We start from the raw sequence: 24,861 nt of genomic DNA, 5'->3' as shown, positions 1-24,861 counted from the left end.
AGTCACTCCCGAACAAGAACAGGGTCGAAACCCGCGGCCAGGAGCTCCTGCGCCTTGCGCCGGGCAGTCGGCATGAGGTAGGCGAAGCGGCTGCGCTTGGCCTTATGGATGACGGCAGTGGAAAACGCGTACAGGTCTAGCCAGTTATCCGCCCAGGCGTCTTGCTGTCCCTCGCCAGTTACGTCCAGCTTTTTGGACAGGGACTCATTGACGGCAAGAATCTCCGTCAGGCTTTCGACGTCCGTGATGAACACGCGTACGTGACAGCTCGAGCAGCACCGACCTACGTCCGGGCAAGACGCACCGTCATTGTCGGCCTTCCCGCCGCGTGCGGTCGCATCGCGGCACAGGAAGCCAAGGCCCGTGCGGACCGCCTTGTTCACCAAGAAGTCTGCTGCTTCCGGCGAGTAACCCAGCACTTGGGGCCCGCCAGAGGCATGCGTCGCGAAGGCCGCCTCCAAGAGCGTCTGGTACTCGCGAATCTTGCGCGTGAGCAGCAGGCGCGTAGCCAGCCGCAATGCGTAGATGGGGGTGGTTGCACTGCCGACGGCGTGCGCTAGCGTGCGTCCCACCTTGTCCAGGTCGCCCCCGGTCCTTCCGCTGACCTCGACTCCGACTGCTATTCGGATGGCGCTTGGCGTCCAGACCTGAGGCATCTGCCTGTCGCGTTGCATGTATCGGAAGTTGAAGGCAAGTACATCGCTAGTGAGGACAGACGGTTCTCGGAAGAACCTGAACACAAACAGCGCGTTTCCGAGGAGGTCGGGGAACATTTCCCGACGCGTCAGCGTCATCACCTTGACGTCGCGCAGCGCCTGCGCCGCCGTGACCTTCACACCGGGAGTCTTCAGCGGCAGCTGCTTGATGATTGGTCCCGGCCCCGCGCGGTCCTTGAACGAGATGAAGTCGACGAAGTTTGGGTCATCTGTTGCTTGCTCTGAGTCCGTGGTTAGGGTGAGTGCGGTGGATACGTTTGCACCACTGTCCACCAGATACAAGATGACGGCCGCAGCAATCCCCGTGCGGTGCAGCGCGAAGCACCCATCGAAGTATTCGCGGCCGCCCAGCTTCCAGTAGGCGTTCTTCATGAAACTGGGCCACGACTTCTGCACGTCTGCAGGGACATAGGGGCCGAATTTCTCCTGGAAGAACTTCAGGAAGTTTCCGACAGCTTTGTCACCAAGCTCGGGCGAGAACACGGCCCAGAGAGGCGCGCGCAACTTGTTCTTTGGCAGCTTCTGGGCACGATGCACGGTTCGAGCGACCGATTGCCCTGAGGTGTTCAGCAGCGTTTGGCCTTTGAGCCAGACATCTCGCCAATGTATGAAGGCAGCTTCCGCCGTAGCGCGGACGTCCGCGAGGGCCTTAGCATTGATGCCAAAGATGGCTTCAGCCACTGCAACTTCGTCGTGGAGTACGCTGACGGGTACTTGGGCCGCAAGTGCTCTGAGTACGTCTCTAGCTTCTTCTCCTTTCATCGGAAGATATAGGGAGTCGATGTGGGCTTCCAGTTGCGCCAGCAGTTCCGGCGTGACCGGGTTCTTGCTCGACTGCTCAACCAGCCCTGGGCGGTGCTTGCCCGACGCGTGATAGTTCTTGGGAAGAGTGGGGCGCTCGCACTTGGCTGCGAGTGCGCAAGACGCGAGCTCGTCCAGGCCCCTGAACAAGTTGCCGATTTCCTCGGCGAATGTGGTCAGGGCTATCGGGCGACGCTCGAGCGTCGCGACGTATGCGGCGACTGTATTGCGCCATACCTTCGCGCCCGCACCTGAATGAATTGAGGAGAACCGCTTAAGAGCGGGGCAGTTGTTGTCTCCGGAGATGGCGAACTCAGCAAGTCGCTTGAGAGCCCGGTACGAAGCAATTGCGTGTGCTTTTGAGAACCTGGTGAGGTACTCAACGTGAGCTTCAGCCAGCGAGCTTGCCAGCCGCAGCCTGAGCACTTGGCCGAGAGGTGCGTAGTCGAAGTCGCGCTTGAACTCCGGAACGTAGTACCGGAGCTCACTGACCTTCCGGTAGTCCAGTGGGATGTCAGGTGCCGCGCGGCGGCGGTGTAATCGAACGAATGCAGGTTTCTTTGCAAGCATGGGCACTCCAAGTCAGAGAAGAAATAAATCTCTGACGTCGGAGCGCTTCAGCTGCTGCATTGCTGGGCGCTGTTCGCGGGCAAAAGACCGCGGGTCCTCCCTGCGGACCATTCAACTACTTCAAGCTAGCCGTGTGCCCTGCTAGGGCCTTTTCCATGAGCAACCATTGCCCGCAACTGGAAGGGTCGAATCCCCCCGCTCGAAGGCCGCGATGTTAGCAGTATTGCGCGCTTTCCCGCAAGCGGTCAGACGGCGACTGCACCCTTGATGTGGGGGTGTGCTTGGTAGTTGAGCAACTCGAAGTCTTCGAACCGATAGCCGTCGACGCCGTCCGGCTTGCGCAGGAGCCGGAGCTGAGGGAATGGGAAAGGGGTGCGCGTGATTTGCGTGCGCACCTGCTCAAGGTGATTGGAATAGATGTGGACATCGCCGCCTGTCCACACAAAGTCGCCGACCTCTAAGTCGCACTGGTGTGCCAAGAGTATCTGCAGCAGCGCGTAGCTAGCAATATTGAAGGGCACGCCAAGAAATACGTCGCACGAGCGCTGATACAACTGCAAATGCAGCTTTCCGCCCATCACCGCAGTCTGAAACAGGCAGTGGCATGGAGCCAACTTCATTGACGGCAAATCGCCAACATTCCAGGCGCTGACGATTTGGCGCCTAGAGGTGGGGTCCTTCTTGATTAGCCGAACGAGCTCGGCGATTTGGTCAATGTGCCGGCCGTCAGCTGCGACCCAGTCTCGCCATTGCTTGCCGTAAACCGGCCCGAGGTCGCCGTTCTCGTCTGCCCACTCGTCCCAAATGGAGACCTTGTTCTCCTGCAGCCATTTGACATTCGTGTCGCCGCGCAGGAACCAGAGTAGCTCGATGGCGATGGACCGGTAGTGCAATTTCTTTGTGGTCAGGAGCGGAAAGCCTTTGGCTAGGTTAAAGCGCATCTGGTGACCAAAGACCGCGAGAGTGCCGGTTCCGGTGCGGTCAGGTCGCTCCACTCCCTCATCCAAGATGCGGCGTACTAGGTCCAGATACTGATTCTCGGGGTGGTAGGCGTCTGTTGTCATGGCTTAAAGGATTGGCGGGTTTGTCGAGAGTGTAGGTAGCCGAAGGCTAAGGGCGTCCGGCCGCTTAGATGCCAACTCGGCGCGGGAAACCTTTCCCGCACGCTGACCGGCCAGTTTTCCTTTTGCGACAAGAACTTGCGGTCCGCGGGAAAGAGTTGGCAGTCACAAAAACGTGGCAAGGCATCAGCGCCATCTTCGACAACTCGGCGACGTTCCACGCGCTGACGATGATGCGGCGCGAATCGGGATTGCTGCGAAGCGTGTCGATCACCTGTTGGATCTGGTCGATATGGCCACCGTCCGGCGTGGGCCAACTGCGCCATTGCACGCCGTAGACGGGGCCCAGGTCGCCGTCTTCGCGCGCCCATTCGTCCCAGATGGTGACGCCTCGTTCCTTGAGCCAGTTGTTGTTGCTCGAGCCGGTCAGGAACCAGAGCAGTTCCTGGATGATGGACCGCAGGTGCACCTTCTTCGTGGTGACCAGCGGAAAGCCTTCATTGAGATCGAAGCGCATCTGGTAGCCGAACACGCTCTTGGTGCCGGTGCCGGTGCGGTCGCCTTTCTGCACGCCCGTCGTGTCGACGTGGCGCATGAAGTCTTCGTATTGCGAGCGGATGGGGCGGTTCATTGAAGGGTCTCCGTCCGGATCACACGACCCGGATTCAGGATGTTCTGCGGATCGAGCCCGCGCTTGATGGCACGCATCATGCCAAGCGCCACGGGCGATTTGTGTTTTTCGAGCTTGTCGACCTTGAGCGAGCCGACGCCGTGCTCGGCCGAAAACGAGCCGTCGAACTTTTCCACCGCGTCGTAGACGAGCGTGTTGATCCGGTCTTCGTGCTCGCGCAAGAAGGCGCCGTTGTCTCCGCCCGCCGGCGCCTGCACGTTGTAGTGCAGGTTGCCGTCGCCGAGATGGCCGAAGTTCACGAGGCGCACGCCGGGAACCTCCCGTTGCAGGAGCGCATCCGTGTCGGCAACGAAGGCTGGAATGCGCGACACGGCGATCGAGATGTCGTGCTTGATGTTGAGCCCTTCCTCGGCCTGCGCGAGCGGAATGCTTTCGCGCACGTGCCACAGCTGGTGCGCCTGCGTGAGGTTCTCGGCGACGACGGCATCCGTCACGCAGCCGCTCTCGAATGCCGTTTCGAGCAACGCCTCGAAGCGGGCGCGGGCGTGATCTTCGGATTCGCTGTCGGAGTTTTCGAGCAGCACGCAATAGGGCACGGCCGCATCGTCGATGAAAGGCACGCGCATCGCGGGGAAGTGCTTGGCCACGAGGCTCAGCGCGAACTTGCCCATGACCTCGAAGCCCGTCAGACCAGGGCCGAGGCGCTTGTGCGCGAGGCCCAGAAGCGTCACCGCGTGCTCGAGCGACGGCACTGCCGCCCAAGCCGTGAGTTGCGCGGCCGGCAGCGGGTAGAGCTTCATCGTGGCGGCTGTGATGATGCCGAGCGTGCCTTCGCTGCCGATGATCAGGTCGCGCAGGTCGTAGCCGGTGTTGTCCTTGCGCAGCCCGCTGGTGCCTTCCCAGATTTCGCCCTGGGGCGTCACGACTTCGAGGCCGAGGCACAGATCGCGGGTGTTGCCGTAGCGCACGACCTGCGTGCCGCCCGCGTTGGTCGCGAGATTGCCGCCGATGGTGCAGCTGCCTTCCGCCGCAAGGCTCAGCGGAAACAGAAAACCGGCGTTTCGGGCCGCTTCCTGCAAGGTCTGAAGCACGCAGCCGGATTCGACGGTCATGGTGAGATTCGCGGCGTCGATGCTGCGAATCGCATTCATGCGCTGCAGGCTGAGCAGCACCTGCTTGCCGCTGTCGTCCGGAATCGATCCGACCGCAAGGCCCGTGTTGCCGCCCTGCGGCACGATGGATGTTCCTTCGGCGGCGCAGGCCTTGACTACTTCGGCGACCTGCCGTGCATCGGCTGGCCGGACGACCGCCAGCGCCTTGCCGCGCGAGCGCTTGCGCCAGTCCTGTTCCCAGGCGGTGAGATCGCCTTCGGTCAGGACGTTCGATGCGCCCACGATGGCGCGGAGTTTGTCGATCAGGACGCTCATTGCGTCGCTCCTTCAAGGCCTCTGGCCACTGCGGCATGTCGCAGGCGCAGCCGGACGTGCCATGCGCAGGCAGTGAAGAGCGCGAGGCACAACACGACCTGCAACAGCGCCAGCATCTGGCTGACGTGATTCGTGTCGCTCCAGGCGCGCACCACGCCTTCGGTGAAATAAAGCCAGATCATCAGGCTGACCCAGCGGTACGTGTACATCCGGTTCTTCAACAGACCCGAGAGCGGAATCACGAGCGGCAGCACCTTGAGCGCCAGCCAGGAGCCGCCGGGGCGCAAGGGCGCCAGCCACAGTTCCCAGGCGAGCCCAAGCACAATCAGCCCGACGAGGCTGCCGACGGCCAGCCAGCGGGTCGCGGAAACGGATGCGGAAGGGGCGGAGGAACTGATCACAAGAGAAAAAAGTAGGGGCGTCACCGATCCAGAAATACCGCAGAACCGGCTCTGCGCGGCTGGGGTGAGCCAGTACGGCATGATACCGGCCATGAATTTCTGGAGGGACCTGCAAAACTTTCCATGGGCCAACACTGCAGCGGTGCTCCGCGAACGTTTTCGGGAAGACAGGCTCGGTCTCACGTCGAGTAGCCTGACCTTCACCACGACGATCGCACTGGTGCCGTTCTTTACGGTGGCACTCGCGCTCTTCACGGTTTTCCCGATGTTCGCGAAGATGCAGGGCCGGGTGCAGCGGTGGCTGATCGAGAGTCTGATCCCCGACAACATCGCGCGGCAGGTGCTCGGCTACCTGAATCAATTTGCCAGCAAGGCGAGCGGCCTGGGCGCAGCGGGCCTCGTCGTGTTGCTCGTCACTGCCGTCGCGTTGATCCTCACCATCGACAAGACGCTCAACAACATCTGGCGCGTGCGCAGCCCGAGGCCGTTTGCCCAGCGGGTGCTGATCTACTGGGCCGCCATCACGCTGGGGCCACTGGTGCTTGCGTTGAGTCTCAGCACCACGGCGGCTTTCTTTTCGGCTTCGCGCGAAGTATTCGGCGGCAGCGTGGTCAAGCTGCTGTTCGATGCCTTCGAATTCTTCCTGCTGGCGGGCGGTGTGGCGGCGCTCTATCGCTTTGTTCCGAACACGCACGTGAAGTGGACGCATGCGTGGGCTGGCGGGGTGTTCGTCGCGGCGGCGATCGAGATTTCAAAGCGCGTGCTGGGCTATTACCTCAGCTTGGTGCCCACTTATTCAGTGCTGTATGGCGCCTTTGCGACGGTGCCGATCCTGCTGGTGTGGATCTATGTGGCGTGGTTGATCGTGCTTTTTGGCGCGGTGATCTCAGCCTATCTGCCGAGCCTGCTGGCCGGCGTGGCGCGCCGCGGCGGCGCGGCGGGATGGCCCTTGCAACTGGCCATCGAAGCCCTGCAGCACCTGGCCGATGTCAGGGCAACGCCGGTAAAGGGACTGGGCGCGGCTGAACTGGTGGCGCGGATGCGCGTCGATGCACTCCAGCTTGCGCCGGTGCTCGAAACATTGGTGGCCATCGACTGGATCGCGCAGATTGCCGAGGACAAGAACGACGAGGATCCGCGCTTCGTGCTGCTGGCGGAACCGGCCATCACGCCGGTAGAGCCATTGCTCGTGGATTTGCTCATGCCGCAGGCACCGCCGCTCGACAGCCTCTGGCGCAAAGGCCCTTTGATCGGGCTCCGGCTGCAGGATCTGCTGGTCTATCGATAATGGCGGCGAACGCTCCGTCGATCCCGACCATCCGTCGACGACTCCGACCGCATCAACGACCGAACTGGCCTTGACCGACTCAACAACTTCAGCAGCCTCCGAGACGACTGGCGATCCGCTGTGGGTCGTTTGCCTGTGCGCCGAATGGTGCGGCGCCTGCCGCGAATACCGGCCGCTGTTCGAGCAGGTGGCGCGCGCGCATCCGCACTTTCGCTTCGCCTGGGTCGATGTGGAGGACCATGCAGACGTGGCGGACGACTTCGACGTCGAGACCTTTCCGACGATGCTGATCGCGAACCGCGACGGCACGCGCTTTCTCGGCCCCTTGCTGCCGCACGCCGAAACGCTTGCGCGCCTGCTCACCGCTTTGCAGCCGCCGCAGGCTTCCACTCCCGAAGTTCATACGCTCCTGAGTGCGCTGAGGCGCGAACCTGAAACCTTTTCGGTCGCCTGAAGCGATCCGTCGAAAGCGCCCGATGAGAATCATGATTTTTGGCGCCACCGGAATGGTGGGGCAGGGCGTGCTGCGCGAGTGCCTTGTCGACGGCGATGTAACCCAAGTGCTGAGCGTCGGCCGCAGACCGCTCGGCGAGCAACATCCCAAGCTGCGCGAACTCATCCTGCCGGACCTGACCGACTACACGGCCGTCGAAGACCAACTCACCGATTTCGACGCCTGCTTTTTCTGCCTGGGCGTTTCCTCGGTCGGCATGAAAGAAGAAGACTACCGCCGCATCACTTACGACCTCACCTTGGCGGCGGCGCAAACGCTGGCGCGCCTGAATCCGCAGATGACTTTCGTCTATGTGTCGGGCGCGGGGACCGACAGCACGGAGCGCGGCCGGGTCATGTGGGCGCGCGTCAAGGGCGCGACGGAAAACGCGCTGATGCGGCTTCCCTTCAAGGCGGCGTACATGTTCCGGCCGGGGTTCATCGAGCCGATGCATCGCGTGCGGTCGAAGACGGCGCTCTACCAGGCCGTGTACGTGATCGCCCGGCCGATCTTTGGCCTGCTTCGCCGATGGATGCCCGACCGGGTCACGACGACCGTGCAGGTTGGACGCGCGATGCTCGTGGTTGCCAAGCGCGGTGGCCCCGCACCATTGATCGAAGTGCCCGACATCAACGCGCTTCGCTGAAGCTGCCGAGGCAACCACAGCAGCCGCCCGCCCTCAGTTCTTGAGGAAAGCGTTCAGCGCGAACAGCACTTCGTCCGGCGCTTCGGACATCAGTGCGTGCCCGGCATTCACTGTCGCGACTTTGGCGCCGCGCGCTTTCGCAATCAGAGTTTTCGCAGCGCGTGGTGGCGTCATCTGGTCGGCGGCACCCAGCACGAAGAGCATTGGGCATTGCACCTTTGCCATCGCTTCTTCGCCATTGGCATAGTCGTTGCAGGCCCTGAAGCCCATGTGAAAGACATTGGCGCTTGTATTGCTTGCCAGCACTCGCCGCATCAGCGCGCGAGAGCCGCCGTAGAGCCAAGTCCCTGGACCGAGCGATGACGGTGGCGGTGCGAGAAGCGAATGCGAAAAGTTGTTGACCATCGCGATCGCCCGCTGCGGATCGTTGAGCGCTCCATCGAGCAGGGCGGGCGACACCGTCATCGGATAGGCCGTGCCGACCAGCGCGAGGTGGCTGACGCGCTCCGGCGCGCGCGCAGCGGTTTCGAGCGCGATCAATGAGCCGAAGCTGTGACCGACCAGCGCCGCCTTCTTGACCCCGGCCGCATCGAGCAGGCCGATGACGAAGCCGGACGCGTCTTCGACGGTCGCCGGCGGCGGCCCTTCGCTCTTGCAGTGGCCGGGCAGATCCACCGCCAGCACGTTCCATCCATGGTTGGCGAACCAGCGGCTCTGGAGAATCCAGACGCTGTGATCGTTGAGCACACCGTGGATGAAGACGACCGTAGGTTTTGCAGGGTCGAGCGTCTTGCCGCCCGTGTAGCAATAGGTGGCGTGGCCATTGACGAGCAGTTCCATCAGGCACCCGCCTTTTCTGCCGCTTTCAGCGCGCGCTTGAGATCCTCAATGAGGTCGGCAGGGTCTTCCAGGCCGATCGACAGGCGGATCGTCCCCTGCGAAATACCCGCGCTTGCGAGTGCTTCGTCAGTCATCCGGAAATGCGTCGTGCTCGCTGGATGAATCACCAGGCTGCGGCAGTCGCCCACGTTGGCGAGATGGCTGAAGAGCTTGAGCGCTTCGATGAACTTCTTGCCCTGTTCGCGGTTGCCCTTGAGATCGAAACTGAAGACAGAGCCGGCGCCTTTTGCGCCATGGCGCAGCAGCTTGCCCGCAAGTGCATGGCTGGGGTGCGATTCGAGCAGTGGATGCCCCACACGGGCGACGAACGGGTGCGAGGCAAGAAACTCCACGATCTTTTGCGTGTTGTCGATGTGGCGTTCCATGCGCAGCGGCAATGTCTCGATGCCTTGCAGGATCAACCATGCGGTGTGCGGGCTCATCGATGCGCCGAAATCGCGCAGCCCTTCGCGCCGAGCCCGCAGCAGGAACGCGCCGACGGTGCTTTCCTCGCTGAAGACCATGTTGTGAAAGCCGTCGTAGGCCTCGGTCAGCTCCGCAAACTTGCCCGAGCGCTCCCAGTCGAAGTTGCCGGAATCGACCACGACTCCGCCAATGACGGTGCCATGGCCCGACAGGAACTTCGTGGCCGAGTGGTAGACGAGGTCAGCGCCCCAGTCGAAGGGCTTGATGAGGTAGGGAGAAGTCAGCGTCGAATCCACCAGCAGCGGCACTTTGGCTGCGTGGGCAATCTCGCTGACCGCGGGGATGTCCAGCACGTCGAGGCCGGGATTTCCGACCGTCTCCCCGAAGAGCAGCTTGGTTTCCGGCCGGATGGCGGCCCGCCAGCCGTCGAGATCACCCGGCTTGACGAAGGTGGTCTGGATGCCAAATCGGCGCATCGTGTAGTGCAAAAGATTCTGTGAGCCGCCGTAAAGCGCGGTGCTCGCCACGATGTGCGAACCGGCGCCCATGAGGGTCGCGATCGACAGATGCAGCGCCGCCTGTCCGCTCGCGGTGGCGATCGCGCCGATGCCGCCTTCGAGCGCCGCGACGCGCTGTTCCAGCACCGCGTTCGTCGGATTGCTGATGCGCGAATACACGTGGCCTGCGCGCTCCAGGTTGAAGAGCGCCGCCGCGTGGTCGCTCGACTCGAAGACGAAAGAGGTGGTCAGGTGGATCGGCACAGCGCGCGCGCCGGTGGCGGGATCGGGCGCTGCGCCGGCGTGCAGTGCCAGCGTGTCGAAGCCGGGGTCGGAATAGCCGGGCATGAGGACCTTTCAGTGACGTTGCTGCAATGCCCCGTTACGCGCGCAATCCCTGCGCCGCCGTCGTGGGCCTGTGGATGGGCGGTGATTGTGGGCTATATTCAAATCGGCACGCCGCCGAGCAAGTGAGGAGCAACACGATGAAAGTCAGCGATATCCTGCGCGTCAAGGGCAACACGCTCTACACGGCCACGCCCGATCAACCCCTGGCCGATGCCGTTACCACCATGGCCGAGAAGGACATCGGCTCGCTCGTCGTCATGGAGCATGGCGATCTGGTCGGCATGCTGACCTTCCGCGAAGTGATCCTCGCCATCGTCGCCAACGGCGGCCAGGTCGGCGGCACCCTGATCCGCAAGGCGATGGACGACCATCCGGTCACCTGCACGCTCGAAACCGATCTCGACGAAATCCGCCGCATCATGCTGGAGCGCCACGCGCGCTATATGCCCGTGATGGACAAGCGCATGCTCATGGGTGTGATCAGCTTCTACGACGTCGCAAAAGCCGTGGTGGACAGCCAGAATTTCGAGAACAAGATGCTCAAGGCGTACATCCGCGACTGGCCCGCGGAGGAATAGCTCAAAAGCGGGTGCGAAGGGCGTCGAACTCGGCGCTCCATTCTCCGCGCCATTTCCGGCGCTGCGCCTCGTCGATCCACGCGCCGTCCAGGCCATTCAGCATGAAGCCTCGCAGGTCGTCGCGGCTGAACCCGAAATCTCGAACCATCATCAACCACGCTTGCGTGGGCGTGACCTTGTGCAGGGTCGGGTCGTCCGTATTGGGGTGAATGCGAAGGCCGAGCCCAGGCATGCGGCGGATCGGATGGTCAAGCGCCCATCGCTCAGGCGGCAGGGTCCGCAAGTAGTACGAGTTGGTCGGCACGACCGTGAAGATCACGCCCCGCTCCGCGCACTCCCGCGCGAATTCGGGGCGGTCGACGACGGTGTAGCCGTGGTCGATGCGATCGACCTTCAGTACGTCGAGCGCGGTACGCACATTCGTCCACGGCATGCCGAATTCGCCGGCGTGCGCGGTGGTCTTCAGACCGGCGCGTCGCGCGTCGCTGTAAGCCTGCATGAACAGTTCCGGCGGACGATCGTTTTCGCGGTAGTCGATGCCGATGCCGATGACTTCATCGCAGCGGTTGCCAACGACCCATTGCACCATCTCGACAGCTGCTTCGGGGCTGGCCTCTCGATCGATGGCCGCGATCAGTCGGCTTGTGATGCCGAACTGCTGTTCGGCGTCGTGGATGGCGCGCACGATCGCGTCTTGCGCCTTTCGATAGCCGATGCCTGATTGATGCACGGTCCCGGTCGGATTCCAGAAGAACTCGCTGTAGCGAACGTTGTGACTGGCGGCATCCTGAAGGTATTCGAGCGTGAGCCGATGCAGGTCGTCCGCACTGCGAACCAGATGCGAATCGAGTGCTCGGAGCACCCTCAAGACGCCGACCGGCTTTTCACCCCGTGTGTAGAAGCTTTCGATTTCATCGTCGGCCAGTGGCGCGCCGGCAGCGCGATTGAGTGCGGCGAAAGTGTCATGCCGAACGGTGCCGAACAGATGGCAATGCAGTTCGACCTTTGGAATCGCGTGAAGGAATGATTCGAGCGGTGAAGCGGGGTCGTGTGCGGGCTGGGTCATGACGCACAGTCTAGGCCGGCGGGCCGGCTCCTGCGCTAGTGCAACTCCGCAGCCGCATGAATCGTCTCCCGCACGCGCGGGTAGATCTGTGTGTTCCATTTGCTGCCGCTGAAGACACCATAGTGCCCGACGCCGGCTTGCAGGTGATGGGTCTTGAGATACGGGCGCACGCCAGTGCACAGGTCCTGTGCGGCCACCGTCTGGCCGACCGCGCAGATGTCGTCGCGCTCGCCTTCAACCGTCAGCAGCGCAGTGCGGCGGATCGCTCCGGGGTTGACCTTGCGCTCGCCCACGGTGAGTTCTCCGCGCGGCAGATCGTAGGTCTGGAAGACCCGCTCCACTGTTTCCAGATAAAACTCCGCCGGCAGATCATTGACCGCCAGGTATTCGTCATAGAACGTGCGGATGGTCGCGGCCTGTTCGATTTCGCCGTCGATCAGATGCTGGTACAGCTTCCTGAACTGCTGCTTGTGCCGATCCGGGTTCATGCTCATGAACGCGCTGAGCTGCAGGAAGCCGGGGTACACGCGGCGCATCATTCCTGCGTGCGGCCAAGGCACGCGGCTGATCAGGTTGCGCTCGAACCAGCTGATGGAGCGGTCGGTGGCGAGTTTGTTCACCATGGTCGGATTGATGCGGCAATCGACCGGGCCAGCCATCAGCGTGAGGCTGCGCGGTGTCGCCGGGTTGTCGTCTTCGGACATCAGCGCGGTGGCAGCCAGCGCCGCGACGCAGGGCTGGCACACGGCCACCATGTGCACGCCCGGACCGATCGCCTCCAGAAACGCAATGATCTGCAGCGTGTACTCGTCCAGCCCGAAACCGCCATGCCAGAGCGGCACGTCGCGCGCGTTGTGCCAGTCGGTCACATAGACATCGTGGTCGCGCAGCAGCGTGCGCACGGTTTCGCGCAACAACGTGGCGAAATGGCCCGACAGTGGTGCGGCCAGCAACACCGGCGGATGCACCGCCGTGGTGTCCTTGCGAAAGTGCAGAAGGGTCCCGAAGGGGGCAGCCAACGCAGCTTCTTCGTGGACGGCGACTTCTTCGCCGTCGACCATGACGCTGTCGATGCCGTAGGCCGGACGTGTGTGCGTGAGCCGCAAGCGTGAATAGACCTCCATCGCCGCCGAGATGCGGCGAGCCATGCTGCGGTCCGAATGCGGATGCCACAGCGCGCTGCCGAGGTATTGCGCCGCAAGCCGTGACGGCGAAAGCAAGTCGGCGTTGGTTTGATAGGCCCGATACAGCATGCCCGTGACGCAGGCAAGTTGCGGGCCAAGTTCCGCGGCACGACGCGCGAGGCGCACCTTTCTGGCACAAGCCTTGCACGGCTGCATGGCCGATCCGGCAATGAGGAGCGTCAGCATGGCCAAACCCGTTCTCACCATCAGCAGCAAGAACTACGGCGCGTGGTCGCTGCGCGGCTGGCTGATGTGCCGCCTTGCCGGACTCGATTTTTCGGAAAAGGTGATCCCGCCCGATGACCCGGCAATGAAGGCGGAGATGCTGCTGCTCTCGGCTTCGATGCTCGTGCCGTCACTGCAGCATGGCAACGTGAAGGTGTGGGACACGCTTGCCATCGGCGAATACCTCAACGAGATCAAGCCCAAGGCCGGCCTTCTGCCCGCCGATGCCAAGGCGCGCGCGCATTGCCGGGCAATTTGCGGTGAGATGCATTCGGGCTTCAGCGCGATGCGCGGATCGCTGCCGATGAACGTCAAGGCCAAGTTTCCGGGCTTCAAGATCTGGTCGCGTGCGCAGACCGATATCGACCGCATCGTCGAGATCTGGCGCGAGTGCCTTTCGGCTTACGGCGGTCCATTCCTTTTCGGCGAGACACCGTGCATGGCCGATGCGATGTATGCGCCGGTGGTGACGCGCTTCATGACTTACGACGTACACCTCGATCGAACCTGCGCCGCCTACTGCAAGCGCATCGCCGAACTGCCCGCGATGCAGGAGTGGATCAAGGCGGCCAAGCAGGAGCCCGAAGAAATCGACGAGCTCGACGCTGAATTCTGAATCCGTCCGACCGGTTCATGCCGGCCGGATTCGGAACCCGCAGATCAGAATTTCACTTTCAGGCCGATCGATCCCTGCACCGAGGAGCTCACTCGCGTGTCCCCGCCGGAGTGGAAGAGCTTGCCGAGTTCGCCGTACACGCTGGTCGCCGGCGTCAGGCCAAGGGTGAAGCCGATGGCCGCCTCGGTGGACGTGTAGCCGATTTCGTTGGAGATCGGCGTGGTCGCGACCGGAGCGATGAAGCTGGTCGTATCGGTGCCGCCGAAGCCATGCCAGACGTTGAGTCGTCCATACGGCTGCAGTCGACCGATGCCGGTGGTGTAGTCGCCGGTGATGCGCACGCCGATGCGCCCGATCACCGCTGTGGCCGTGTCCTGGTCCACGACCGCGCCGCTGATCCGTGCATTCCCCAGCGCCTGGCGGTTGACGATCAACTGGGCCTGCGGCTCGACTCCCCAGCCGCTGCCCAGTGCGAATCGCTGGCCCACTTCGGCTGACGCGGTCACGCTGTTGCCGCTGCTGTCGCTTGCGAAGCCGAGCGGGGGCGTGCCCGTAATGTCCTGATGGCCGTACTGCAGCACGAAATCGGCGTACTGTCCCTGCGGATTGGCATAGGTGGCGTAGCCGCCCAGGTAGGTGGTGTCCGCGCGCAGATTGCCGGCATAGCCGCGGCTGAGGGAGTTCAGGCCGTAGAAGCCGTCCACATGGGTGTCGGCGCGCAGGTAGCCGGCATACAACCCGGCATGCCAGGTGGTGTCGGTGTAAAGGTCGACGCCGGCCTGCGCTCCTTGCGTGCTGGCATTGCTTTCCGGCGCGGTGATGCCGCTTTGTTCGATGGTGGTGGTCCCGTCGATGACACGGGCCCACCCGCGGCGATTGGAAGTGCTGCCGGAAGCTTCGGTCGTGACCGTTTCGTCGCCCATCCTGCGATGCAGGTTCGACAGCATCGTGAGATCGCTTTGGCGCAGCACGCTCGGCAGCGCAGCATAGAGAGGCACTTCGGCGCGATAGGCCGGCAGTGGCGTTGCCGCTATGGATGCGGGCCCAGATGCCGCTGCGGGAGCGACTGCGGCGCCCGTTGCAGTGGTCGGCGTGACGGGGCCGCCGTCGGAGCGCAAGTACCAGTTTTCGCCTGCGCCACTGTTGTCGGCGGCATAGAGCCGGTACTCGAAGGCGCCCGCGTCAACGTGGCCGTTTGCCAATGCGAATGCGTCCTTGGTCGTCTGGGCGGTCGTGGTCGCGCCGTTCTGGGCGCTGATGATGTTGATGCCGCTGCCCGCGGTTCGTGCGCCGAGGCCACCGAGGTTGGTGATCTGCACGGTGGTCTTGCCGCTCGCGCTGGCGCCTGCGCCGTTCAGTATCAATCGATCGGTCACGCTGCCACTGTCACCCAGCGCAGTTCCCAGGCGGATGACGCCGGCGTTGCCGGAATAGGCGCCGTTGATGGTCAGGGTCGAGCCCGGCGCAGCGCCCACCAGCGAGACAGTGCCGCTGTTGCTCAGCGATGCAACGGTCTGGCTGAAGCCGCCGGTGTCCAGCGTTGCGCCGGAAGCCACCGTGTGCGCCGAAGTCGCGCTGAACGCGTTGGCCGCGCCCGCGCGCAACGTACCTGCCGCCACTGCGGTTGCGCCGCTGTAGTTGTTGGCGCCGGAGAGCACCAGCGTGCCGCTGCCGTTCTTCGTCAGGGCGCCGGCACCCGAGATCGCGCCGGTCAGCGTTTCAGTGAAGCTGCCTGTGTCGATGATGGGGTCGGTGATTCCGGTGAGCACCACGGCATTGGCAACCGTCAAACCGTTGACGGTGAAGCCGAGCGTAGTGCCTTCGTCCATTGCAATAGCGCCAGTGCCCAGGGCAGCGTTGTTGCCGACGTTGATCTGACCTGACTTGAGGGTGGTGCCGCCGCTGTAGGTGTTGGCGCCCGCGAGGATCAGGGTGCCGGCGCCTGTCTTGGTGAGGCTGCTGCCGCTGATCGCTCCGTTGAGCGCAGCGTCATGGCCATTGGTGTCGAAGGTGCCGCCACCCGCGCCGATCGTCACTGCGCGTGCGCTGGCGAAGCCGGCACCATAGCGCAACGTGGCGTTGTTCAGAGCAAGGCCAGCGGTCGCAGCGCCGAGGTTGTTGTCGGCGCTGACTTGAAGTACGCCGGCGTTGACCGTCGTGCCGCCGCTGTAGGTGTTGGCGCCCGCCATCGTCAGCGTGCCGGCGCCGGTCTTCGTGAGAGCGCCACCGCTGATCACGCCGTTGAGCGAAGCGTCATGGCCATTGGTGTCGAAGGTGCTGCCTGCGCCGATCGTCACTGCGCGTGCGCTGGCGAAACCGGCACCGTAGCGCAACGTGGCGTTGTTCAGAGCAAGGCCACCGGTCGCAGCGCCGAGGTTGTTGTCGGCGCTGACTTGGAGCACGCCTGTGTTGACTGTCGTGCCGCCGCTGTAGGTGTTGGCGCCCGTCAGGGTCAGGGCACCAGCGCCTGTCTTCGTGAGGGCGCCACCGCTGATCACGCCGTTGAGCGAAGCGTCATGGCCATTGGTGTCGAAGGTGCTGCCGCCCGCGCCCATCGTCACAGCGCGTGCGCTGGCGAAACCGGCTCCGTAGCGCAAGGTGGCGTTGTTCAGGGCAAGTCCGCCGGTCGCAGCGCCGAGGTTGTCGTCGGCGCTGACTTGAAGTACGCCACCGTTGACGGTCGTGCCGCCGGTATAGGTGTTGGCGCCCGCTAGGGTTAGCGTGCCGGCGCCGGTCTTCGTCAGAGCGCCACCGCTGATCACGCCACTGAGCGCAGCGTCGTTGCCGTTGGTGTCCAACGTACCGCCGCCCGTGCCCATCGTCACTGCGCGTGCGCTCGCGAAACCGGCGCTATAGCGCAATGTGCCGTTGTCGAGCGCAAGGCCGCCGGCCGCATCGCCAAGGTTGTTGTCGGCGCTGACCTGAAGCACGCCGCCGTTTACGGTCGTGCCGCCGCTGTAGGTGTTTGCGGCGGTCAGGATCAAGGCGCCAGCGCCAGTCTTCGTGAGAGCGCCGCCGCTGATCACGCCATTGAGCGAAGAGTTGTTCCCGTTGGTGTCCAACGTACCGCCGCCCGCGCCCATGGCCACTGCGCGTGCGCTCGCGAAACCGGCGCCGTAGCGCAACGTGCCGTTGTCGAGCACAAGCCCACTAGCCGCATCGCCGAGGTTGTTGTCCGCGGCGACCTGAAGCACACCGCCATTGACAGTGGTGCCGCCGTTGTAGGTGTTGGCGCCCGCGAGGGTCAGGGTGCCGGCGCCGGCCTTCGTGAGAGCGCCGCCGCTGATCACGCCGTTGAGCGCAGCGTCATTGCCGTTGGTGTCGATGGTGCCGCCACCCGCGCCCATCGTGACTGCGCGTGCATTGGCGAAGCCGGACCCATAGCGCAACGTGGCGTTGTCGAGCGCCAGGCCACCGGTCGCGGCGCCGAGGTTGTTGTCTGCGCTGACCTGAAGCACGCCGGCTTTGACAGTCGTGCCCCCGCTGTAGGTGTTGGCGCCCGCGAGGGCCAGGGTGCCGGCGCCTGTCTTGGTGAAGCTGCTGCCGCTGATCACGCCGCTGAGCGAAGCGTCATTGCCGTTGGTGTCGAAGGTGCTGCCTGCGCCGATCGTCACTGCGCGTGCGCTGGCGAAGCCGGCTCCGTAGCGCAATGTGGCGTTGTCGAGTGCAAGACCACCGGTCGCAGCGCCGAGGTTGTTGTCTGCGCTGACCTGAAGCACGCCGCTGCTGACGGTGGTGCCGCCGTTGTAGGTGTTGGCGCCCGCGAGGGTCAGGGTGCCGGCGCCTGTCTTGGTGATGCTGCTGCCGCTGATTACGCCGCTGAGCGAAGCGTCATTGCCGTTGGTGTCGAAGGTGCCGCCACCCGCGCCGATCGTTACTGCGCGTGCGCTGGCGAAGCCGGCTCCGTAGCGCAATGTGGCGTTGTCGAGCGCAAGACTACCGGTCGCAGCGCCGAGGTTGTTGTCTGCGCCGACCAGAAGCACGCCGCCATTGACAGTGGTGCCGCCGTTGTAGGTGTTGGCGCCCGCGAGGGTCAGGGTGCCGGCGCCGGCCTTCGTGAGAGCGCCGCCGCTGATCGCGCCGCTGAGCGCAGCGTCATTGCCGTTGGTGTCCAAGGTGCCGCCGCCCGCGCCCATGATCACTGCGCGCGCGCTGGCGAAGCCCGCTCCGTAGCGCAACGTGCCGTTGTCGAGCGCAAGCCCACCGGCCGCATCGCCGAGATTGTTGTCGGCGCTGACCTGTAGCACGCCGCCGTTGACCGTCGTGCCGCCGTTGTAGGTGTTGACGCCCGTCAGGGTCAGCGTGCCGGCGCCCGTCTTGACGAGCGAGCCTCCGGTCGCAGTGACCGGGGGGTTGTACACACCTCCGTCCTTGTCGACGAACCCTGGGCCAGTATCGGAGATGACTCCGCCGATCGTGCTATTGGTGCCCCGCGCACCGACTGTCAAGACCTTGCCGCCGAGCACGACGTTCCCGTCGCCGGAAAGCTCGCCGATCGAGATCCCGCTTGTCGCTTCGCTGATATTCACAGTGCCCGCGACGGCATTGGCGATGGCTGCTCCGCTGAGATCGGAGGAGTCCTGCAGGTAAACGCGCCCGCCGTTGTTGGCGATCGCCGCGCTGCCGCCCGTGCTGGTGCCCAAAAAATAGATGCGCGAGTCGGTGCCGTTGACCAGGGTGGACGCGGCTGCCGTGGCATCCCGGAAGAGGATCAACGCGCTACCCGCTGCGTTGATGATTGTGGCCGTCCCCGCGCTGGCGCCGTTCGAGAAGGTGACGCCGGAATTGAGCCCCAGTTTGTTGGGGCTGACGTGGGTCGTGATTTTCAGGTTGCCGGCGCTGGCACCGCCACCGTTGAAGTCGAGTTCGCTGTTGTTGTAGATATCGACCAGGTTGCTGTTCGTGCCCAGCGTGCCCGAGCCTGTCACCTCGACATTGATGCGGCCGACCTGACCGCTCGTTCCAAGCTGGATGGCGCCCGTGAATGCGGTGTTGTTGCTGCTGCTCAACGTCAGGCGCGTCGGATCTCCAGTGTTCGATCCGCCGTTCTTCAGTGTCAGGGTGCCACCTCCGCTGAGTTTCCCGCTGAAGATATTGCCTTGGCTGTCGTTCACATCGATGGTGCCGCCGTTGACGTTCACGGCAATGTCACGCGCCGAAACGAAGGGCGGCGGGTTCACGGCCGGCAGCGGAAGAGGCGCCGGCAGACGCAAGGTGCCGCCATCGAAGGTCAGGCCGGCGTCGGGGCCGGTCGAGCCCAGGTTGCTGTCCGAGGACACCTGCAGTATTCCGGCGTTCAGCACGGTGCCGCCGCTATAGGTGTTGTTGCCAGACAGGGTCAGGGCGCCAGCACCGGTCTTGGTGAGAGCGCCGCCGCTGATCACGCCGTTGAGCGAAGCGTCGTTGCCGTTGGTGTCGAAGGTGCCGCCATCCGCGCCCATCGTCACTGCGCGTGCGCTGGCGAAGCCGGACCCGTAGCGCAATGTGGCGTTGTCGATCGCGAGGCCACCGGTCGCAGCGCCGAGGTTGTTGTCGGCGCTGACCTGAAGCACGCCGCTGTTGACGGTCGTGCCGCCGCCATAGGTGTTGTTGCCACTCAGCGTCAAGACGTCCGTGCCCTGCTGCACCAGGCTGCCGCTGCCTGAAACTACGCCTGCGTAGTCGTATGCGTTAGACCGATTGAAGACCAACCGTCCGTTGTCCGTCACGTCGCCGTTCAGCGAGCCGGTGGTGCCGCCGGTTCCGATCTGCAGGGTTCCGCCTGTGTTGATCGTCAGATTGCCTGTGCCGGCCGCACCGCCGACACCGGCGATGCCGCTCGTACCGTTTCCGCCTTGAACGCCGCTAAAGTTCACGTCAGCCGAGGCATTGACCGTGCCGCTGATCGACAACGTGCCGTTGCCACCCGCGCCGCCCATGCCACCTGTTCCCCCATTGGGCGTGCTGCCGCCGCCGCCGCCGCCTGAGCCGCCGAGGTTGATTGCACCGGCGACATTCAGGACGGCGCCAGCGCTCACATCGAGGACGCCATTCGACCCGGCCCCACCGACGGCACCAGGCGTCGTCCCCCCGCCGCCGCTCCCGCCGCCGCCACCCCCGCCGACCCAGACGGAGCCGGTCACGTCGGTGGTGCCGGTCAAGGTCAAAGAGTTGGGCTGGACGGTGTCGCCCACCAACGCGTTGCCGCCGGTGACGCCAGCGCCATTGGCGCCGCCATTGCCGGGCACTCCGATGTCACCGCCAATGACGAATCCATTGCCGCCGCCGCCCGAGCCGAAACCGCCGCCGGCGCCGCCGGCGATCGCACCACCCGATCCACCACCGCCTCCGCCACCGATGCCACCGGCGCCGCCGTTCCCCGCATTGGTGCTCGAAATGCCGCCTGCGCCACCAGCGCCGACGAGCAGGTTGGTATCCGCATGCGCGGTAGGCGCCAGGGCGGTGACCGCCATCAGGACGGCGGCTCCCGCGGCGCCGAAGGCCGCGCTGGCAGCGCTTCCGGTTGCGCAACCGCCGGGACCGGATGTCCGGGCGTGTTCGGAGACAGCTTGACGGCTTCCCGTCGAGCGATTGAAGACGAGGCGATAGATACGGTTCATTGAGACACGACTCTTGTTGCTTAAAAATGGAACATTTCGTATTCAGACGCGTCGGAGTGTATCTTTTGTTAAATATTAAGTACTAGATATTTTTGCGGGTCGGACGTAAAGCCGCCGCGACAAGGCGATCGAAAGCCCGCCCGCAGGGGCGCTGAAACGCTGTTGCTTGTGGGCCTGGTTCAGTCCGCCGGTTTGCGGAACATGCGCAGATCGAGCGGCGACTCGTTGCCGAGCCACATCGCGTGCGCCGTGTGGTCCGTGTAGTCGTCGCCGGTGACGCCGTGGACGAACACATCGAGCCCGTTGCGGTGCTCATCCAGCCAGCCGATTACTTCGTCGAATTCGGCAGCGTCGAAAGCAAGCTGGCAACTCCAGTGCGGGTGCGGGCCAACGAGCCGCTCGTGCACCCTGCCGACCACGACCAGCAGACTGTGCCCGGCATCTTCGGCCAACTGCTTCGCTTGCGCGACCGTCTCAGGGCCGAAATAGATGTGGGCGTGGTATTGCGGATAGAGGTTTTCAGGGCGGCGAGGCATCGTTGGACACGCAGGGCGGGAGGGCCAGAGCTTACGCCGTGTGACGTGCTTGTGGCCGCCACACGCGCTTGCTGCGGCAATCTTGAAATGGTGAAATACTGTTTGTCCATACAGTATTTCGGGGGCGCCGCCATGACCGACACCATCATCCCTCTTCATGCCCTCAAGGGCCGAGGTGCGGCCACGCGCCTTGCGCATCGGTTCGAGCGCGACGCGCGCAATGCGTTCGACGATGGCTGGGGCACTCTGGAAGAGGGCGCCGCCGACGCAGACGCATTGCCTCCGCTCGCCACGGAGGTCCGCTTCGAGGACGTCAAATCCGTGCTCAGCCACAACGATTCCCCGGACGTTCCGTTCGACCGTTCGCTCAATCCGTACAGGGGATGCGAACACGGGTGCATCTACTGCTTCGCCCGGCCCACGCACAGCTATCTCAATCTTTCGCCGGGACTCGACTTCGAAACCAAGCTGATCGCCAAGCGCAACATCGTCGAGGTGCTTCGCGGCGAGCTGGGCCGCAAGGGCTACAGGCCCAGCCACCTTGCGATCGGCACTGCGACCGATTGCTACCAGCCCATTGAGCGTGAACTCCGGCTCACTCGTTCGGTCATCGAATTGCTGAAGGAGACGCACCATCCCTTCGGCCTCGTCACGAAATCGAGCGCGGTCGAGCACGACCTGGACCTGATCGCACCCATGGCGGCCGAGCATCTGGCGGCGGTGTACGTCACCATCACCACGCTCGATGGCGAGGTCGCGCGCAAGCTCGAGCCGCGCGCCGCCGCGCCGCATCGGCGCTTGCGCACCGTGCGCACGCTAGCCGAAGCGGGCGTTCCGGTGGGCGTGAGCGTGGGGCCGCAGATTCCCTTCGTGACCGAAGACATGGAACAGGTTCTCGAAGCCGCCTGGAATGCCGGCGCGCGCTGCGCTTTCTACACGGTCGTCCGGCTGCCATGGGAGGTCGCGCCGTTGTTCAAGCAATGGCTCGAACTGCACTACCCGCAGCGCGCGGACCGGATCATGGCGCGCATCCGCGAAATGCGCGGCGGCAAGGACTACGACGCCGATTTCGCCACGCGCATGAAGGGCAGCGGACTGTGGGCGGACCTGATTCGTCAGCGGTTCGAAAAGGCGACGGCCCGCATCGGGTTCAATCGCGATCGCATCGTGCTCGACCTCAGCGCGTTCCGACCACCTGGCGCAGTGGGGCAGGGCAGTCTGTTTTAAGTTCCGCCGAACCGCGCGGCTCGACCCCGCACCAATCGCCGCCCAGCGCCTTCACGAGAAATACCGAGGTTTGCATGCGCTGCCCCATGATCTGCGCGGCTTGGCGCTCCGTCGAGAGCACGGCCTGCTGCGCTGTGATGACGTCGAGGAAGGTCGTGGCGCCGCCCTGGTAGCGGGTGGAGGCCATGTCCAGCACGCGGCGCGCGCTTTCGACGGCAGTGAAAGCCTGCGTCGACGCATGGTCGAGCGACGCGACGCCGGTGATGCCGTCTTCCGCTTCCTGCATCGCGGTGAGCACGATGCGCCGGTAGTTGGCCACGGCGACGTCATACCCCGCGCGAGTGAAATCGACATTCGACCGGATGCGCCCGCCGTCGAAGATCGTCTGCGTTGCCGAGACGCCGAGCGACCAGAGCAGGCTTCTTGCGTCGAAGAGCGTGGCGAGCGTGCTGCTGTCCACGCCGCCCGTGGGCAGCAACATCACGCTCGGATAGAAGGCCGCCGTCGCAACGCCGATCTGCGCATTGGCGGCGGCCATGGCGCGTTCCGCCGCCGCGACGTCCGGACGGCGCTCCAGCGCGTCCGAGGGAACGCCGATCGGAATCGCCGGTGGTGCCAGCGGCTTCACGTCCGCGGCAATGGAAAACGAAGGCGCCGGCGTTCCGGTCAGCGTGGCAATCGCATGCTCGAACTGCGAGCGCTGCTTTTTCAGCGTGTCGACCTGCGCGAGCGTGTTGTCGAGCAGCGCCTGCTGCTGCGCGACGTCCAGACCCGACACCGCGCCCAAGTCATGCCGGTCAGTGACGAACTGGAGCGCTCGCCGCTGAAGCTCGATCGATCGCGCCAGCACGTCGAGTTCGATGTCCGTCGATCGCAGGTTGTAGTAGCTCGATGCGAGATCCGTCGTGAGCAGCAGTCGCGTGTTTTCGAGGTCGGCCGCCGATTGCGCAGCCGATGCCGTTGCGCCTTCGACCGATCGCTGCACGCGTCCCGCCAGATCGGCTTCATAGCTGGCCGTGAAGATCACGCCGAAATCGTTCTGCACTGTCGACAGGTTCGGCACGGCGTAGTTGGTTAACGGTCTGTTGGCCGAAATCTTGAACCGCTGGGCGCGCGTGCCGACACCCAGTTGTGGATAGCGGGCGGCCTCGCTTCCTGCGAGCGTGGCGCGGGCCTGCGCCAGCCTCGCATTGGCTGCGGCGAGCGTGGGACTGTCAGCGAGCGCTTTCTGTTCGAGCGCATTGAGCTGCGCATCGCCGAAGCGCTCCCACCACGGCCCCTTGTCGGATGCATCGCTCGGCGTCCCCTGCCGCCATGGTTCTTCGACTTGCCAGCTCACGGGCACGTCGACGGATGGCTTCTTGTAGTCCGGCCCAACGGCGCATCCAGCCACGGCTGCAACCGCCAGCGCGATCAGCGCGGCTCGCACGAACATCACGCCGATTCCTTGGCCACAACGACGACGTCGCCTTCGGCCAGCGAGTCGGAAGGATTCAGCACCAGCCGATCGGTGCCCGAGATTCCATCGAGCACTTCCACGGTCTCGCCATAGTTGCGTCCGAGATTGATCGGGCGCAGGTGGACTTTTCCTTGTGCATCGACGACCGCAACCCGCGTGCCTTCGGCCCTGAAGAGCAGCGCGTTGGCCGGAATCGTCAGTGATTTGCTCGCGGCAAGCGGCAGCGACACCTGCACGTAAGCGCCCGGCAGCAAGACGCCGTCCTTGTTGGGCAGCGAGACCTCGACCTGCATCATCCGCGTGGCGCTGTCGATGCTGCCCGACGTCCGTGCCACCTCGCCCTGAAAGCGTTGGTCGCGCAGTTCGGCTTGCGTGACGATCACAGGCTGTCCCGCCTTGATGAGTTGCGCATAGGCTTGCGGCACGTTGATGTAGACGCGCAACGGGTCGGTCTGCGCGAGCAGGAACAAGGGCCGCCCGCTGCCCGCGTCGATCAGGTCGCCGACGTCGACATTGCGCCGCGTGATCATTCCGGCGAAGGGCGCCAGCACGCGTTTGAATCCTTCGGTCTGCTTCAGGCGCTGGACGTTGGCATCCGCGGCCGCGACGTTGGCGGTCGCCTGCGCGAGGGCGCTGCGGCGTTCGTCAAGGTCCTGCTGCGAAACCACGTCCTTCTTGCGCAAATTTTCCCAACGCGCGACGGTGCTCTTCGCCAGGTCGAGACTGGACGCGGCTTGCTGGCGCGCGGCGATGGCCTGCGAAAGCTGCTGGTCGATCTCGGGGGTTTCGATCTCCGCGAGCAGATCGCCCTTTTCGACATGGCTGCCGATGTCCTTGGTCCACCGGCGTAGGTAACCGCTGGCGCGCGCCGAAATCGGCGACTGCACATAGCCTTGCAAGGTGCCCGGCAGCGCCAAGGTCTGGCCGGCGGCGGGCGTCTGGGGCAATGCGGTCTTGACGTATTGGGCTGCGCGCTCGGCGGTGCCTATTTCGAGCGCGCGCGCATTGCTCATGCGAACGAACACGATCCGCGCCGCGCCGATGGCGAGAAGCGCCAGCACGATCAGTACGGCGATGCGCGTACGCCGGACGATCTGGCGCCTGCGGGGCAACTCGTGGTGATCGCCGTCTTCGTCGGCGGCGATGGGGTGGATGCCCAGTGCCGCGTGGCGTTGCTCCGTCATGGG

18 protein-coding genes and 1 pseudogene are annotated in these 24,861 nt (G+C 64.3%); 6 read left to right on the top strand and 13 right to left on the bottom strand.

Annotated features, from left to right (window positions below):
- Positions 1-2 precede the first annotated feature (2 nt).
- The 5 genes and pseudogenes from AC1DMA_RS17920 to AC1DMA_RS17900 all read right to left on the bottom strand — a co-directional run bounded on the left by AC1DMA_RS17920 (position 3) and on the right by AC1DMA_RS17900 (position 5,700).
- On the bottom strand, positions 3-2,087 hold the full coding sequence (locus AC1DMA_RS17920) for a hypothetical protein (protein ID WP_478145053.1): 2,085 nt from the start codon (positions 2,085-2,087) through the stop codon (positions 3-5).
- Between the two features lie 245 nt (positions 2,088-2,332).
- On the bottom strand, positions 2,333-3,151 hold the full coding sequence (locus AC1DMA_RS17915; protein ID WP_478145052.1) for a thymidylate synthase: 819 nt from the start codon (positions 3,149-3,151) through the stop codon (positions 2,333-2,335).
- Between the two features lie 165 nt (positions 3,152-3,316).
- A pseudogene (gene thyA, locus AC1DMA_RS17910) lies at positions 3,317-3,779 on the bottom strand (thymidylate synthase); the annotation flags it as partial.
- Complete coding sequence (locus tag AC1DMA_RS17905; protein WP_478145051.1) at positions 3,776-5,206, bottom strand: FAD-binding oxidoreductase; 1,431 nt, start codon at positions 5,204-5,206, stop codon at positions 3,776-3,778. The gene AC1DMA_RS17905 and the pseudogene thyA, both read right to left, overlap by 4 nt.
- Positions 5,203-5,700, bottom strand: coding sequence for a DUF2069 domain-containing protein (locus tag AC1DMA_RS17900; protein ID WP_478125793.1), 498 nt, complete (start codon positions 5,698-5,700; stop codon positions 5,203-5,205). The genes AC1DMA_RS17905 and AC1DMA_RS17900 overlap by 4 nt, the downstream gene beginning before the upstream one ends.
- Here AC1DMA_RS17900 and AC1DMA_RS17895 point away from each other — a divergent pair.
- The 3 genes from AC1DMA_RS17895 to AC1DMA_RS17885 all read left to right on the top strand — a co-directional run bounded on the left by AC1DMA_RS17895 (position 5,687) and on the right by AC1DMA_RS17885 (position 8,034).
- Positions 5,687-6,895: a YihY family inner membrane protein gene (locus AC1DMA_RS17895; protein WP_478125794.1), complete on the top strand. Its 1,209-nt coding sequence runs from the start codon at positions 5,687-5,689 to the stop codon at positions 6,893-6,895. The genes AC1DMA_RS17900 and AC1DMA_RS17895 overlap by 14 nt on opposite strands.
- A 70-nt stretch (positions 6,896-6,965) precedes the next feature.
- A complete protein-coding gene (locus AC1DMA_RS17890; protein WP_478145050.1) occupies positions 6,966-7,349 on the top strand; it encodes a thioredoxin family protein in 384 nt (127 codons plus the stop codon).
- Positions 7,350-7,371: 22 nt separating this feature from the next.
- A complete protein-coding gene (locus AC1DMA_RS17885) occupies positions 7,372-8,034 on the top strand; it encodes an NAD-dependent epimerase/dehydratase family protein (RefSeq protein WP_478125796.1) in 663 nt (220 codons plus the stop codon).
- A gap of 33 nt (positions 8,035-8,067) precedes the next feature.
- Here the strand turns inward: AC1DMA_RS17885 and AC1DMA_RS17880 are convergent, their stop codons facing one another.
- Both AC1DMA_RS17880 and AC1DMA_RS17875 read right to left on the bottom strand, forming a co-directional pair.
- Positions 8,068-8,874 (bottom strand): alpha/beta fold hydrolase, encoded by an 807-nt coding sequence (locus AC1DMA_RS17880; protein ID WP_478145049.1) that lies wholly within the window; start codon positions 8,872-8,874, stop codon positions 8,068-8,070.
- Positions 8,874-10,184, bottom strand: coding sequence for an O-acetylhomoserine aminocarboxypropyltransferase (locus tag AC1DMA_RS17875; protein WP_478145048.1), 1,311 nt, complete (start codon positions 10,182-10,184; stop codon positions 8,874-8,876). The genes AC1DMA_RS17880 and AC1DMA_RS17875 overlap by 1 nt, the downstream gene beginning before the upstream one ends.
- Positions 10,185-10,321: 137 nt before the next feature.
- Here AC1DMA_RS17875 and AC1DMA_RS17870 point away from each other — a divergent pair, with 137 nt between their 5' ends.
- Complete coding sequence (locus AC1DMA_RS17870) at positions 10,322-10,762, top strand: CBS domain-containing protein (protein WP_478125799.1); 441 nt, start codon at positions 10,322-10,324, stop codon at positions 10,760-10,762.
- 1 nt (position 10,763) lies between these two features.
- Here AC1DMA_RS17870 and add read toward each other — a convergent pair whose 3' ends face one another.
- Positions 10,764-11,828, bottom strand: a complete 1,065-nt coding sequence (gene add / locus AC1DMA_RS17865; RefSeq protein ID WP_478125800.1) for an adenosine deaminase — start codon at positions 11,826-11,828, stop codon at positions 10,764-10,766.
- A gap of 35 nt (positions 11,829-11,863) precedes the next feature.
- The gene (locus AC1DMA_RS17860) at positions 11,864-13,081 is read right to left on the bottom strand and encodes a polyhydroxyalkanoate depolymerase (protein WP_478145194.1); all 1,218 of its coding nucleotides are present in this window, start codon (positions 13,079-13,081) and stop codon (positions 11,864-11,866) included.
- A 115-nt stretch (positions 13,082-13,196) separates the two neighbouring features.
- Here AC1DMA_RS17860 and AC1DMA_RS17855 point away from each other — a divergent pair, with 115 nt between their 5' ends.
- Complete coding sequence (locus tag AC1DMA_RS17855) at positions 13,197-13,853, top strand: glutathione S-transferase (protein ID WP_478125801.1); 657 nt, start codon at positions 13,197-13,199, stop codon at positions 13,851-13,853.
- A 44-nt stretch (positions 13,854-13,897) separates the two neighbouring features.
- On the opposite strand, the gene AC1DMA_RS17850 is transcribed toward AC1DMA_RS17855, so the two are convergent.
- The gene (locus AC1DMA_RS17850) at positions 13,898-20,452 is read right to left on the bottom strand and encodes an autotransporter-associated beta strand repeat-containing protein (RefSeq protein ID WP_478145047.1); all 6,555 of its coding nucleotides are present in this window, start codon (positions 20,450-20,452) and stop codon (positions 13,898-13,900) included.
- A 179-nt stretch (positions 20,453-20,631) separates the two neighbouring features.
- Positions 20,632-20,988: a DOPA 4,5-dioxygenase family protein gene (locus AC1DMA_RS17845; protein WP_478145046.1), complete on the bottom strand. Its 357-nt coding sequence runs from the start codon at positions 20,986-20,988 to the stop codon at positions 20,632-20,634.
- A 132-nt stretch (positions 20,989-21,120) separates the two neighbouring features.
- Here AC1DMA_RS17845 and AC1DMA_RS17840 point away from each other — a divergent pair, with 132 nt between their 5' ends.
- Positions 21,121-22,215: a PA0069 family radical SAM protein gene (locus AC1DMA_RS17840; RefSeq protein WP_478125804.1), complete on the top strand. Its 1,095-nt coding sequence runs from the start codon at positions 21,121-21,123 to the stop codon at positions 22,213-22,215.
- Here AC1DMA_RS17840 and AC1DMA_RS17835 read toward each other — a convergent pair.
- Both AC1DMA_RS17835 and AC1DMA_RS17830 read right to left on the bottom strand, forming a co-directional pair.
- Positions 22,166-23,650 (bottom strand): efflux transporter outer membrane subunit, encoded by a 1,485-nt coding sequence (locus AC1DMA_RS17835; protein ID WP_478145045.1) that lies wholly within the window; start codon positions 23,648-23,650, stop codon positions 22,166-22,168. The genes AC1DMA_RS17840 and AC1DMA_RS17835 overlap by 50 nt on opposite strands.
- Positions 23,650-24,858: an efflux RND transporter periplasmic adaptor subunit gene (locus AC1DMA_RS17830; RefSeq protein WP_478145044.1), complete on the bottom strand. Its 1,209-nt coding sequence runs from the start codon at positions 24,856-24,858 to the stop codon at positions 23,650-23,652. Before AC1DMA_RS17830 ends, AC1DMA_RS17835 begins: the two co-directional genes overlap by 1 nt.
- Positions 24,859-24,861: the final 3 nt, after the last annotated feature.

Source organism: Variovorax sp. 05N34, from assembly GCF_056397405.1.
Note: the sequence above shows the minus strand (reverse complement) of the source record. Positions and strands in the feature narration are given on the sequence as shown.

Excerpts from the sequence above, each read along its gene's own strand:
- AC1DMA_RS17920 (WP_478145053.1), bottom strand. The coding sequence starts at position 2,087 with ATGCTTGCAAAGAAACCTGCATTCGTTCGATTACACCGCCGCCGCGCG.
- AC1DMA_RS17915 (WP_478145052.1), bottom strand. The coding sequence starts at position 3,151 with ATGACAACAGACGCCTACCACCCCGAGAATCAGTATCTGGACCTAGTA.
- AC1DMA_RS17905 (WP_478145051.1), bottom strand. The coding sequence starts at position 5,206 with ATGAGCGTCCTGATCGACAAACTCCGCGCCATCGTGGGCGCATCGAAC.
- AC1DMA_RS17895 (WP_478125794.1), top strand. The coding sequence starts at position 5,687 with ATGATACCGGCCATGAATTTCTGGAGGGACCTGCAAAACTTTCCATGG.
- AC1DMA_RS17900 (WP_478125793.1), bottom strand. The coding sequence starts at position 5,700 with ATGGCCGGTATCATGCCGTACTGGCTCACCCCAGCCGCGCAGAGCCGG.
- AC1DMA_RS17885 (WP_478125796.1), top strand. The coding sequence starts at position 7,372 with ATGAGAATCATGATTTTTGGCGCCACCGGAATGGTGGGGCAGGGCGTG.
- AC1DMA_RS17880 (WP_478145049.1), bottom strand. The coding sequence starts at position 8,874 with ATGGAACTGCTCGTCAATGGCCACGCCACCTATTGCTACACGGGCGGC.
- AC1DMA_RS17875 (WP_478145048.1), bottom strand. The coding sequence starts at position 10,184 with ATGCCCGGCTATTCCGACCCCGGCTTCGACACGCTGGCACTGCACGCC.
- AC1DMA_RS17870 (WP_478125799.1), top strand. The coding sequence starts at position 10,322 with ATGAAAGTCAGCGATATCCTGCGCGTCAAGGGCAACACGCTCTACACG.
- add (WP_478125800.1), bottom strand. The coding sequence starts at position 11,828 with ATGACCCAGCCCGCACACGACCCCGCTTCACCGCTCGAATCATTCCTT.
- AC1DMA_RS17860 (WP_478145194.1), bottom strand. The coding sequence starts at position 13,081 with ATGCTGTATCGGGCCTATCAAACCAACGCCGACTTGCTTTCGCCGTCA.
- AC1DMA_RS17855 (WP_478125801.1), top strand. The coding sequence starts at position 13,197 with ATGGCCAAACCCGTTCTCACCATCAGCAGCAAGAACTACGGCGCGTGG.
- AC1DMA_RS17850 (WP_478145047.1), bottom strand. The coding sequence starts at position 20,452 with ATGAACCGTATCTATCGCCTCGTCTTCAATCGCTCGACGGGAAGCCGT.
- AC1DMA_RS17845 (WP_478145046.1), bottom strand. The coding sequence starts at position 20,988 with ATGCCTCGCCGCCCTGAAAACCTCTATCCGCAATACCACGCCCACATC.
- AC1DMA_RS17840 (WP_478125804.1), top strand. The coding sequence starts at position 21,121 with ATGACCGACACCATCATCCCTCTTCATGCCCTCAAGGGCCGAGGTGCG.
- AC1DMA_RS17835 (WP_478145045.1), bottom strand. The coding sequence starts at position 23,650 with ATGTTCGTGCGAGCCGCGCTGATCGCGCTGGCGGTTGCAGCCGTGGCT.
- AC1DMA_RS17830 (WP_478145044.1), bottom strand. The coding sequence starts at position 24,858 with ATGACGGAGCAACGCCACGCGGCACTGGGCATCCACCCCATCGCCGCC.